The 11,854-nt window shown below is 69.9% G+C and carries 11 protein-coding genes; 3 read left to right on the forward strand and 8 right to left on the reverse strand.

The window, feature by feature from the left end; all coding sequences use genetic code 11:
* A partial coding sequence (locus tag AB0K34_RS43980; protein ID WP_364554466.1) for a hypothetical protein occupies positions 1–189 on the forward strand: 189 nt, incomplete at its 5' end.
* A gap of 134 nt (positions 190–323) precedes the next feature.
* On the opposite strand, the gene AB0K34_RS43985 is transcribed toward AB0K34_RS43980, so the two are convergent.
* On the reverse strand, positions 324–908 hold the full coding sequence (locus AB0K34_RS43985) for a TetR/AcrR family transcriptional regulator (protein ID WP_138639921.1): 585 nt from the start codon (positions 906–908) through the stop codon (positions 324–326).
* 95 nt (positions 909–1,003) lie between these two features.
* On the opposite strand from AB0K34_RS43985, the gene AB0K34_RS43990 reads away from it, so the two are divergent.
* A complete protein-coding gene (locus AB0K34_RS43990; RefSeq protein WP_205719521.1) occupies positions 1,004–2,017 on the forward strand; it encodes a hypothetical protein in 1,014 nt (337 codons plus the stop codon).
* A gap of 515 nt (positions 2,018–2,532) precedes the next feature.
* Here the strand turns inward: AB0K34_RS43990 and AB0K34_RS43995 are convergent.
* The gene (locus tag AB0K34_RS43995; RefSeq protein WP_138639923.1) at positions 2,533–3,372 is read right to left on the reverse strand and encodes a TIGR03620 family F420-dependent LLM class oxidoreductase; all 840 of its coding nucleotides are present in this window, start codon (positions 3,370–3,372) and stop codon (positions 2,533–2,535) included.
* Between the two features lie 95 nt (positions 3,373–3,467).
* On the opposite strand from AB0K34_RS43995, the gene AB0K34_RS44000 reads away from it, so the two are divergent.
* A complete protein-coding gene (locus tag AB0K34_RS44000; RefSeq protein ID WP_138639924.1) occupies positions 3,468–4,334 on the forward strand; it encodes a LysR family transcriptional regulator in 867 nt (288 codons plus the stop codon).
* Positions 4,335–4,451: 117 nt separating this feature from the next.
* Here the strand turns inward: AB0K34_RS44000 and AB0K34_RS44005 are convergent, their stop codons facing one another.
* From AB0K34_RS44005 to AB0K34_RS44030, 6 genes are all read right to left on the reverse strand, one after another.
* Complete coding sequence (locus AB0K34_RS44005; RefSeq protein WP_138639925.1) at positions 4,452–5,729, reverse strand: D-serine ammonia-lyase; 1,278 nt, start codon at positions 5,727–5,729, stop codon at positions 4,452–4,454.
* Positions 5,726–7,219: a M81 family metallopeptidase gene (locus tag AB0K34_RS44010; RefSeq protein WP_138639926.1), complete on the reverse strand. Its 1,494-nt coding sequence runs from the start codon at positions 7,217–7,219 to the stop codon at positions 5,726–5,728. The genes AB0K34_RS44005 and AB0K34_RS44010 overlap by 4 nt, the downstream gene beginning before the upstream one ends.
* Position 7,220: 1 nt before the next feature.
* Positions 7,221–8,537, reverse strand: a complete 1,317-nt coding sequence (locus tag AB0K34_RS44015; RefSeq protein WP_171069305.1) for an MFS transporter — start codon at positions 8,535–8,537, stop codon at positions 7,221–7,223.
* A gap of 38 nt (positions 8,538–8,575) precedes the next feature.
* Complete coding sequence (locus AB0K34_RS44020; RefSeq protein WP_301177905.1) at positions 8,576–9,613, reverse strand: D-cysteine desulfhydrase family protein; 1,038 nt, start codon at positions 9,611–9,613, stop codon at positions 8,576–8,578.
* Positions 9,610–10,362 carry a hypothetical protein gene (locus tag AB0K34_RS44025; protein ID WP_138639929.1) on the reverse strand — a complete coding sequence of 251 codons (753 nt, stop codon included), beginning with the start codon at positions 10,360–10,362 and terminating at the stop codon, positions 9,610–9,612. Before AB0K34_RS44025 ends, AB0K34_RS44020 begins: the two co-directional genes overlap by 4 nt.
* Before the next feature lie 110 nt (positions 10,363–10,472).
* Positions 10,473–11,498 (reverse strand): Lrp/AsnC family transcriptional regulator, encoded by a 1,026-nt coding sequence (locus AB0K34_RS44030; RefSeq protein ID WP_364554470.1) that lies wholly within the window; start codon positions 11,496–11,498, stop codon positions 10,473–10,475.
* Between the last annotated feature and the right edge of the window lie 356 nt (positions 11,499–11,854).

Genomic DNA, 11,854 nt, shown 5'->3' on the forward strand with positions numbered 1-11,854 from the left:
CGCGAGGAGCTGATCTTCGACGCCAAGACCTACCGCTTCCTCGGCTGGCGCGGCACGGCGACGGGCGACACCCTGCCCGCCGCAACCACGACCGCCGACGTCGCCGTGACCAAGACCGCAACCGTCGACGCTCTCCCGGCGGGGGTCTCCACCTCCGGACACACCTGCCCAGACACACCCGGCGACTGACCGGATCAAACCGATGCAGGGCCGTGTGAGCCTCCCGGCGCCCACACGGCCCTGCTGGGCAACTCAGGCACACCCAGGCAAAGACGACCGAACCGGCCCCTCTGGACGAAGCAGAAGGGAGTGGTTCTTTCGGCTCAGGCGAAGAGGGCGGCGAGACCAGGGGTGAAGTCGCTGGCCCGGGCGCCCAGGATGGTCCGTTGCAGGACGAACCCGGGGAGCAGGGTGACCAGGACCTTGGCGATCTCCTCCGGGGGCGTTCCGGCGGGGAGTGCGCCGGTCCGCTGGTACGAGGCGACGATGCCGGCCAGCATGCCGCTCACCGTGTCGATCAGTTCGCTGACGGCGGTGGCCAGCTCCGGCGTGTAGGTCGCGGTGGCCCATACCTGGACGGCGATCAGGGCCACCTGGTCGGCCTCGTCGATCCGCTCCATGGTGGCGAGGGCATGCTCGAGCAGTTCGGGCAGCGGGAGCGGGTCGGCGGGGTCGAAGGTTTCGGTGATCGAGGACTTGAGCCGGTCGAGCGCCTCGCCGGCGACGGCCAGCACGATCTCGTCCTTGCTGCGGAAATAGCGGTACAGCCCGCCCGCCGAGATCTGCGCCTCCTCGAGGATCTGCTGCACCGACGTGGCGTGGAAGCCGTTCCGGACGAAGCAGCGCTTGGCCGCCGCCATGATGTGCCGGCAGCGCTCGTCTCGGTACTCGTCGGTGACCACACCCATGGTCGACAGATTAGAGCGAACGTTCGTTCTTGACAACTTTCCCGGGTCGGCCGGAGACTTGCGGCAAGCGAACGAACATTCGTTTTAGGAGTCCGATGGATCTGCCAGACCTCTCCGGCCCGTCCGGGATCCGGATCAGACTGCTCGCCCCGGTGGCGATCGCGATACTCGTGGCGTTGCCGGTCTGGGCCTTCTCCTGGGGTGCGGCGCGCACCGCGCCGCGCGACGTCCCGATCGGCGTCGCCGGACCACCGGCCGCCGTCGCGCAACTGAGCGAGCGGCTCAGCGCCGAAGGCATGTTCGACGTGCGCGCCTACCCTGATCTCGCGGCGGCCCGGTCGGCGATCGAGGATCGGGAGGTGTACGGAGCGCTCGTCCTCCGGCCCGGCGGCACGACACTGCTCAAGGCATCGGCGGGCAGCCCGGCGGTCGCCGAGATGCTCGAGAAGATGGCGGCGGACGGCCCGGCGCGGCCCGAGCAGACGATCGACGTGGTCGCGGCGTCCCCCGCGGACCCGCGGGGCGCGGTGCTGACCTCGTCGGTCATGCCGCTCGTCATCGTCAGCGTCCTGACCGGTGTGATCGTCTACCTGGTCACACGCTCGGCATGGGGACGGTCCCTCGGTCTCTTCGGCGGGGCGGTGCTGGCCGCGCTGGTCGTCACAGGGATCATCCAGGGATGGCTCGGCGTGCTCGGCGGGGACTGGTACCTCAACGCGGCGGTGCTCGCCCTCATCGTGATGGCCATCGCCGGGGCGGAGATGGGCGCCGAGATGCTGCTCGGCCCGAAGGCCCTCGCCGTCGTCGCCCCGCTGATGGTCTTCATCGGCAATCCCTGGTCGGGCGCGTCGTCCGCCCCCGAACTGCTGCCGGAGCCGGTCGGCTGGATCGGCCAGGCCCTGCCCCCGGGGGCAGGGGTGACTCTGCTGCGCAGCACCGCGTTCTTCGACGGCGCCGGCAGTGCACGGGCACTCGTGGTCCTTCTGGCGTGGGCGGCTCTCGGCCTCACCGCGATACACGCCGCGGACTGGCGGCATCGGCGGTTGAAGGGCCGCCCGCCGACCGCTACCGCAGCGCAGCTCGCGGCCCGACCCGGATCAGTTCTGTGAAGGCGCCAAGCTGATCCTTGGCCGGCCCCAAGATGCCGGACGTGAACGGGACACTCGCGCAGGACGAGGCGCCGCTCACCGTCACGTGGGCGAGCATCCTGAGCTGGGCCAGTCCCTTTAGCGGGGGGACGACCACCTGACCTGAGCCCTGCCAGCGTCGCAGGCAGGTGTCGCGGCGGTCGCGTGCCATTCGGCGTGTCATTGCATTCGCACAGCTCAGGCGGCATGTAACCGCGCACAACATTGCGTCCGTCAGTTCGAATAACACATCCGCCCGCGCTGTAAGGCACCCGAACAAGCCCACCCTGAACCCGGACAACACGCTTCGCTCATCGACACCAGCGCGCTCACCCAGCAGACTCAACCCACAGCCTCCTGGGGCGACCACATGGCTCCTTGGCCGTTGACAGATGATCACGTGGAGGCCGGGCCCGTGACTGGCAAACGCCCCAGCTCCCCAGCGGGCAACCTGGCTGACCCTGAAGATAAGAGCCTATTTGAACGTTCCAGTCCGGTCACTGAGGCCTGACGGCCAGCACGGCGTCGGCGGCCGCTCGGAGGGCGGCGATGGGGTCGTCGCCGAGGGGGTAGACGCCAACCTGGTCCGCGCCGGCATCGAGGTGCGCGGTCAGGCCGTGCGCGAGGTCGGCCGGGCCGCCGTGGGCGACCAGTGCGTCGATGAGGCGGTCGCTACCGGCGCCGGAGAGGTCCTCGTCGGTGAAGCCGAGCCGCCGGAGGTTGCTCGCGTAGTTGGTGACCTGCAACGCGTTACCGGGCGGCGCGGCCCGGGCGACGGCGCGGGCGCGCTCGACGTCGGGCTCCGGCAGCGCGAAGTGGCCGGGGAGCACCAGCTTGCCCGCACCGAGGACCTCCCTCGCCCGCCGGGTGTGCTCGGGCGTGACCAGGCAGGGGATGGTTCCCGCGGTGCGGTCGCGGGCCAGCCGCAGCATTCTCGGACCGAGGGCGGCCAGCACCACCCGCTCGGCCGGGACGCCGGCCAGCGCGAGTTGGTCCAGGTAGGACACCAGGGTGTCATATGGCGACGCCCACTCGGTGTGGACCTCGCGGTGCCCGATCCCGACGCCGAGCATGAACCGGCCGGGGTGCCTGGCGGCGATTCGGTGGTAGGAGGCGGCGACGGTCTCGGCGTCGGCGGTCCACACGTTGACCACGCTCGTGCCGACCACCAGCCGGCTTGTGGCGTCGAGCAGCTCCTCCGCGAAGGCGAGGTCGGCCGGTGGCGATGCGTCCAGCCACAGCGTGCCGTAGCCGGCCCGTTCCACCTGCACCGCGCTCTCCGGGCTCACTTCGTGCTCGCGTAGGTGGGCGCCGAGCAGCCCCAGGTCGATGTCCATGATCCGATCCCAGCAGCACGCCGTGTCGGGAACCAGGACCAGTTCCGACGCGCTCGATAACCTGGAGGCATCGTCGCAGAACAGGGGGCGGCTCGGTGGAACTGCGCACACTGCGCTACTTCGTTGCGGTCGCCGACGAACTGCACTTCGGGCGGGCCGCCGAGCGGCTGCACATCGCCCAGCCCGCGGTCAGCAGGCGGATCGCTCAGCTGGAACGGGAGTTGGGAGTCCGCCTGCTGGACCGTTCACCGCGCCGGGTCCGGCTCACTGCTGCGGGGCACCGGGTGCTCGCCGCGGCGCGTGATGCGCTCGCGGCCGCGGACCGGGTCCAGGCCGCCGCCGGTGCGCCGGCGGGCACCATGCGCATCGGTACCACCGCCGGGTTCACCGCTCGCCTGGAGCGCGGGATCGACGCGCTGCGCGAGCACCCCTCGGCGCTCGGCGTCGACGTCGTGCTGGTCGACCTTCCACTGGCGGCTCGTCTGGACAGGGTGCGACGGGGGGAGATCGATCTGGCACTGGCTCGGGGGGTGCGTTCGGCGCCCGGGCTAAGGGTGCTGCCGACGTGGACAGAGCAGCTGTTCGCGATCGTGTCCGCGCAGCACCTCGCCGCCGGTCGCTCGACGGTCGGCCTGGCCGATCTCCCCATCGGCGAACTGCGGATCCTGTCGCGGGACCACGGCCTGTTTCTGCCGCAGGCTTTGAGAGCCGCGATGCGGAGGGCCGGGGTCGAGACTCGGGTCGACCGCGTTGCCGGGACGGTCCAGGACACGATCGTCGAGGTCGGCTCCAATCCCCGTAGCTGGACCGTGCTGCCAGGCGACCAGGTCGCGGAGATTCGCTCCACCCGGGTGCGGGCGATCCCATTCGCACCGCAGACCACGATCACCGGCAGCGTCGTGGTACCGGTCGACCTCTCGCACACCTGCGCCGCCGCGCACCAGGCAGCCTTTGGAGATTGACCTGCCCACCGCAAGATGCGGACCCGACGCGCTGCGGCGAGGGCGGGTAGACGGGTGAGGGCCCACGGGGATGTGGGTCCTCACCCGTCGCGAACATGTTGCTGCGCGTGCTGCGCCTCACCGCGTTTTCGTTTCGCCTCCGGCGGCGTCCAGCCAGGCGTTGAACTCGGCTTCCGGGGCTCCCGAGCCTCCGGTCGCCCACACGATGTGCGTCGAGTTGCCGATACGGCCGTTGAGGGCGTGCCGCTCAAGGTAGGTGCGGCCCTCAGGTGTTCGGGTCAGCATCCGGGGACCGGGCAGAGCCGCAGCTGCCGACGGCTCGACACGTTCCCCCACAGCCTCATGGATGTGGGCGACGGCGCGAAGTGCGTCCGCGTCCGTCACGGTGAACACCCCCGAGGCCCTGGGCCCTGCGGCGGCGACCGCGATCCCGGATGCGAGGGGAACGGCCAGTCCGTCGAGGTCGGTCCGGTTGGTCAATCCGTGATCGTAGACCGATCGCGGTGAGCCATGGAGCAACCCGAGTAGGACGGAAGGAGACTGGACCGGCTCCACGAAGAAGCAGTGGACGTCGCTCCCGAACTCGCGCCGCAGGCCGAGGGCGAGGCCCGCCGGTGCGCCGCCCACCCCGCACGGAATGTAGACGAACAGTGGATTCCTCTCGCCGACTACTATTCCCGCCTGCCGCAACTGTTCCTTGAGGAGTGATCCGGCCGTGCTGTAACCCCACAGCAGGGACCTGGAATCGAGGTCGTCGACGAAATGCGCGTCGGCGTCCCCGGACGCTGCCTTCCGCCCTTCGGAAACGGCGCGTTCGTAGTCACCGTCATGGTCCACGACCCTCGCCCCAGCCTTGCGGAGGCGTTCCTTCTTCCATTCCTTGGCCTCGCGTGACATGTGCACCGTCACCTGGAAGCCCAGCAGTGACCCCATGATGCCGATGCTCAAGCCGAGGTTTCCCGTGGAGCCCACCTCCAGACGGTGGTGGGCGAGGGCCCGGCGCGCCCGCCGTAGCGACTCGCCACCGGTGGGCGTCGCACCGAGAAGCGTCTCGGCGTGTTCGAGAACCTCGTGGAAGCCGCCCCGGGCTTTCACCGACCTGGCGACCGGAAGGCGATGATCCCCCTTGATCCAGAGGGTGCCGTTTTCGCCGTCGAGATGGTCTGGCTGGAGCGGGCGCGCGGGAATCAGCGGGGAGTCCACCGTTCCGTTCGTCCGTGCGAAGTCGGGGTGCAGTTCCGCTAGCGAGCCCCGCCAGTTGCGGAACCGGTTCAGTGCCTCCTCGTAGCCGGTTCCGTTCTCCCACTCGTCCTCGGCCTCGGATCGCGCACGGGGGTTGAGCCAAAGGCCCGGCGTCCCCTCTTCCAGCCAGGACGGGATGCGCTCCCCGCTCACCGTCGGCCACCGAACACAGGTCCATGGCCGTAGAGTCGCGTCCCGGGCCGGAGATGCCGGTAGGGGACGCTCGTGGGGTCCATCGGGACGCCCGCCGGTTCGGCGAACTCGATCACCCGGTCCGCGATGCCCGCGAAGTCGGCGCGGTAGTGGTTGGTGCTCTTCACGACTATGAGGGGGTAGTCCTCAGGGACGGCGCCGACCGCGGCGAAGCACGCCCGCTCGATGTACCAGGAGCGGCGGCTGCTGAGGACGACGGAGATCCCGCCGACCCGGACGTGCGCCATGCGCCCGAGATCGAGTTCACCGCCGGCGAGCATGGGTCCCTCAAGGGGGAACGGGCCGTCGTGCAGGCCCATCACCTCTGCCTCGGCCTCGAACGGCTCGTGCCCGGGCAGGTGCTTCCCGCCGATGCCCAGCCGCAGGGTCGCACCGACGCCCGCCTCGTGCGCCGCCTGCGCCGACTGCGGGTCGAAGACGACGCCGACCACGGCGCGCGGCACCGCCAGTTTCCGCAGGGTCTCCAGGATCTGGGGGGAGTCGCTCGGCGACCCGCCGCCCGGGTTGTCCTGAACGTCGGCGAGGACGGTTCGCCCACCGTCTCCGGCCGCCAGCGCGGTCTGGACGGCCGACACGCTGTCGGGCAGATCCACCCGGAACGCGTGCTCCGCTTCGAGGATCACCCGTTCGAGGCCCGCCAGGGCGTCCTCCAGGGGCCCGGCCTCGGGACCGAACCCGAAGACGCTGGGGTGGCAGTGCGGCACGTCGGCCGGCGAGAACCCCATCATCACGGTGAGGAAGGTCCCGGGAGGGCACTCCGCCTCCAGTTCACGGAGGCGGTCGTAGATGGTCCGGCCGGGTTCGGTGTCGGTGGACTGCAGGTAGATGGGCATCAGGAAGGGCACGGCGACGTAGCCCCGTGCGAGAGGCGCGCCGGCCGCGACGCGCGCACGGAGCAGCCCGTGAGCGCGCGCGCCCGTCGCGTACATGTCGGTGTGGGGGTAGGTCTGGTACCCGACGGTGCCGTCCACCGCCTCGATGAACTCCGCCGAGGTGTTGCCGTGCAGGTCGAGCGTGGTGACGATCGGGACGTCGGCGCCCACCAGTTTCCGTACGCGGCGGGCCGTCTCCGCGTCGGCGTCGGCGATGTGCTCCGCGACCATCGCCCCGTGCAGTTCCAGGAAGACGGCGTCGAACGGCCCCGCTGCCCGCAAGGCGCCGAGTAGTTCTTCAAGGAGGCGCTCGTAGCACCCCCGGGTCAGACGTCCGCTGGACTGGGCGAGCGAGTGGTAGACGGGCACCGGATCGTCGCCCGCCTTGCGGGCGGCGTCGGCGAACCCGTGGAGGGAGAACAGCGGCGGGGTCTTCGCCAGGACGTCCGCCCCGCGGAGTACCGGTCCTCCCTTGAAATCTCCGAAGTCGGTGTAGGTGGTGGGGAACGGCGAGAACGTGTTGGTCTCGTGCACCAGTCCCGCGATCGCGATCCGCATTTCAGACCTTTCCGTTCTCTGTCGTGCGCGTGTCCTGGTCCCGGACGAGGGGGGTGCCCTTCGTCTCCGGCAGCGCCCACAGCACCACGGCCAGCGAGACGATCGACGCGCACGTCAGGTAGATGGCCGGGGCGGTGACGAGCCCCGTCTTGTCCACGAGATAGGTGGCGATGTACGGGGCCGTCCCGCCGAACAGCATCGTGCAGGTCCCGTACGCCACGGCCGAACATGTGTACCGCACCCGGGTCGGGAACAACTCCACCGTCACCACCCCGGCGATCGGCACGAGGAGGAACGGGGACATCATGAGCAACTGCGCGGCGATGACCGTCGCCAGGTTGTTCTCGCCGACCAGCGCCATGGCGGGCCAGGGAACGACGGCGAGCCCGGCGCACAGCAGCATCAGCCCCCGCCGGCGGGGGATCCGGTCGGCGACGCGCGCCGCGAACGGCAGGCCGACGATCAGGAACCCCAGCGAGAGGGAGCTGACCAGCAGCGACTTGCCGTCCCCGATGTTTCCGCGTTCGATCAGGTAGCTGGGCATGAACACGAACGCCAGGTAGAAACCGACCTGGATGGCGATCCAGAAACCGAACAGGGTCGCCATCCGCCCGCCGTGGCTGCGGAATGCCTCCCGTACGGGGAAACGAGCCGTGCGGCCTTCGGCGGCCACCGTGCGGTACGCCTCGCCGTCCTGGATCCGCATCCGGATGTAAAGGCCGATCAAGCCCAGCGGGAGGGCGGCCAGGAACGGGATACGCCATCCCCACGACTCCATGTCCGGGGTGGACACGCGCCACGCGAGGAACGTGACCAGCAGCGCGGCGCTCAACTGCCCCAGGAACTGTGAGATCTGCAGGGTGCTGCCGTACCAGACGCGACGGGAGTCCGGGGACGCCTCGATGAGCAGTGTCTGCGCGCCGGACTGCTCGCCGCCCGCGGAGAATCCCTGCGCGAGGCGGAGCAGGACGAGCAGCGCCGGAGCCCAGAGCCCGATCTGCGCGAAGGAGGGCATCAGGCCGATCACGCCCGTGGAAGCCGACATGATCAGGACGCAGATCGCCAGTGACGTCCGGCGGCCGTAGCGGTCACCGAGGTAGCCGAAGAAGAAGCCGCCGAGCGGCCGGGCGAAGAACGCGATCGCGAACACCGCGAACGTCGCCAGCAACTCCGCCGTGCGATCGCCCTGTGCGAAGAACTGACCGGCGATCAGGTAGGCGAGATAGCCGTAGACGGCGAAGTCGAACCATTCCACGAAGGTGCCGACCGCGGCGCCCGTGACGACCCTTTTGAGGTGGGGGTCCGCCGTGGGGTCCATCTGGTCCGAGGCAAGGGCAGGACGAAGCATTTCTCTCACTACATTCCTGTGAGGGGGAGATGAACGTTGAGGTCGGATGTCTTGCCGAAGAGTCCGCCTTGGCCTCCGGTGTGCCAGAAGACGACCGGCCTGGTGGAATCCACCTGGCCGGTCCTGACGAGATCCAGCAGGCCACCCATGGCGCGCCCGGTGTAGACGGGGTCCAGAACGACGCCCTCCAGCCGCGCCACCAGGCGGATCGCGTCCACCTCCAGAGGGCCGACGACGCCGTAGCCGCCTCCCAGGTACTCGTCCCGGACGTCGATGTCCTCCGCGAGGTCAGCCGGTTCGCCGGCCTCGGACAGCAGCCGCCCGACGATGCGCCGGAGCGTGCCGGCGGGATGCAGCACTGAGATGCCGATCGTCCGTGATCCCGGGGCCCAGGCGCTCCGCCCGCCCCGCACCAGCCCTGCCTGTGTGCCACCGCTGCCGGACGCCACCACGACGGTCGCCCCGGTCTCACGCACGGCCGTCATCTGCAGGGCCAGTTCTTCGGCGGCCCGCTCGAACCCGAGAGCTCCGGTCGCGCTGGAACCGCCGAATGGGATCAGGTGCGGTCGCGTGCCGGCCGCCATGAGCTCGGCCTGAAGCGCGCCTAGGGAATCGGTGAAGGGTGGGCCCTCGTCCGTCCAGTGGAGGTGGGCGCCGTGCAGTACGTCGAGCAGCAGGTTGCCCTCGATCAGTCCGGGTTCTTTCCCGCCGAGGACGACGTGGCACGCCAGGCCGTGCCGTGCCGCAGCAGCGGCCGTTTGCACGACGTGGTTCGACTGGGGGCCGCCCGCGGTGATGAGGGTGTCGGCACCGGCGCGCAACGCCTCCGCGAGGAGGTATTCGAGCTTGCGCGCTTTGTTCCCGCCCAGCGCAAGGCCGGTCAGGTCGTCGCGCTTCATCCAGATCGGGGGCCCGCCCAGGTGTTCGCTCAGCCGGGTCAAAGGCACCAGGGGTGTCGGCAGGAGCGCCAGAGGCACCCTGTCGGGCGCGATGGCCTGCTCATGGCCGGACCCGTCGGTGCGACGTCCCTCGCCACTGGTCGTCATACTCGGATCTCCTCAACCTCGCTACAGAAGTCCCAGCGCGGTTTCGTCCGGTACTCGGCGATGCGCCCGAACACCTCCGCGCAGCCGCCGGAACGCGGATCGACCGTCATGAGGGCACGGTCGAGCAGTTGCTCGAACCGCGCCGGAGGCGTCGCGGCGTCCACTCCCACGAGGTGGATGTCCGACCACGCAGGCAGATCCGGGTCGGCGAAAAGGACGTCCTGGGTGGAGAGCGGCAGAAATTCCAGGGCGTGCCCCTGCCGCAGCATCTCCGCCATGGCCGGTGTGCAATGCCGGCCCATCGTCGTGTCGTACTCCGCTCTGTGCGCGTCGGGCACGAAGATGTACTCGACGGCCGTGACCCGGTCCAGCAGCGCGTCCGCGCCGACGGCGCACGCGGGCCCGCCGGAGCCGTGCAACATGGGGCCCGAAAGTGTCTCCGCCCGCTTCGCGCCGTCCGCGCAGCAGTCCGTGCCCGGGTCGAACACGTGCCGCAACGACGGCACAGGCTCCGCCGAGTCCGGCAGGCAGTGCAGGTGAAGGACGTTCCACAGGTCCCGCTCGTCACCCGCCGCGTACGTCAGGACGCGCCGGTAGGTGCGCCGCCACAGCAGGCGTCCCACGCGCTGCTCGGCCTGCCAGTGGCCGAGGTGCGCCGACGCCAGATGCCGCACACGGGCGGAGAACTCCGAGGTCGCGACCGCTTCGACCACCGCGACGCAGCGGCCGGTCGTGCTGACTGTCTCCATGCGGACCAGGTTCCACGCCGCACATCCGGCACTCCCGGGATCGCCGTACCGTCCGGCTCAGGCACCGCCCGATGCACGAAACACCGCCTCAACCTGCGGCGAACGCAGGATTACGTAACGTCGGCCCGTCCTGTGGGCTGTGCGGAGTACCAGGGGTCGAGCGGAATGACCTCGCTGGCGCGCCCCTCGTCGTCGAGGACACGCCCGGACAGCTTGCGTTGAAGAGTCACGTACTGGACTTCGTTCACTCGCAGACCGGGATCCAGGGCCTCCAGGTCCGAGAGCAGGTCACTGACCTGGGACCGTTCATGTGTGCTCAGTGCGAACAACAGGTTGGACGCGCCGCTGATCTCGACGGCGAGCCGGCAGCACCGCCATTCGGCGATCTTCGGTGCCACCTTCCGCAGGGAGCTCTCGGGCACCCGCAGCCACACGAGGGCGAGGACCGGCCAGCCCGCCACGGCCCGCGCCATGTCGCACCGGAGGTCGAGGAGGCGGGCTCCGACCAGCCGGTCCAGGCGGCGTTTCTCCGCCTCCGCTGTGGCGTCGAACGCGGCCGCCAGCGTCTTCAGTGTCGACCGGCCGTCGCGGGACAACTCCACGAACAGCCGGCGCCCCTTCTCGTCCACCTCCACCGCCCCACCGAGAGGCAGAGGCTTCCTCGGCTCCGCCAACGCGGACCGCTGAGCGGCACTCAGCGCGCCCAGCGGCCACTGAATCGAGCCGTACAGGCGCCCGCAGATCTCCGTGCGGGATGCCGCGATACCGTCCAGCGCGGCCAGTGAGCTGAGGGAGCGAGTCAGGGCCGCCCAGCCCGGAAACAGCACCAGCACGAACAGGTCGTACTTGCCGGTCGTCTCCTGGACCGTCAGCGAATGCGGGAGGCGCACCATCGCGTCGATGACCTCCTCGCGTCCGTGCGGTGCGAGCTCGGCGCGGATCACCGCCATGCCCAGGTCCGGCCACAGCGCAGGCCCCGGCCATGCCGTGACCCACGCCAGCCCGCCGTCGACTATGCGGTTCCACCGGCGAGCCAGCGTCGTCGGCGAGGTGTCGAGCAGCGCGGCGAGGTCCGTCCAGCGAACCCTCGGCCGGGTGATCAATGCGTCGATGATCGCGAGGTCGAGCTCATCCATGGCAGTCTCCCGACCGTGGGCCAAACCATCCCCGGAGGCGAGCCTAACGACTGCGGCTGTCGTCCTGACATGGCGATACGCTGGTGCTCAGCCTTTCCCGGTAGTGCTTACGCCACTTCGGTGACTGGTCGGTGGTGGCCTTAGCGAGGAGCGATGTGAGGATCGGCTCGGCGTGCGTCCACAGCAGCGCGCCACCGACTCCCGGCACCGCGCTGCGCTGAGTAGCGGTCATGTGAGCTTCCCCCGGTTCCACGGACACCTCATCTGAGTTGACCTTGATCAACTTGGGAAGGAAGTGTCTCGTGCCACCACCTCACCCGCCCGAGTTCCGGCGTCGCGCCGTCGAACTGGCCCGG

Source organism: Actinomadura sp. NPDC049382 (genome assembly GCF_040677125.1).
Taxonomy (GTDB): domain Bacteria; phylum Actinomycetota; class Actinomycetes; order Streptosporangiales; family Streptosporangiaceae; genus Spirillospora; species Spirillospora geliboluensis.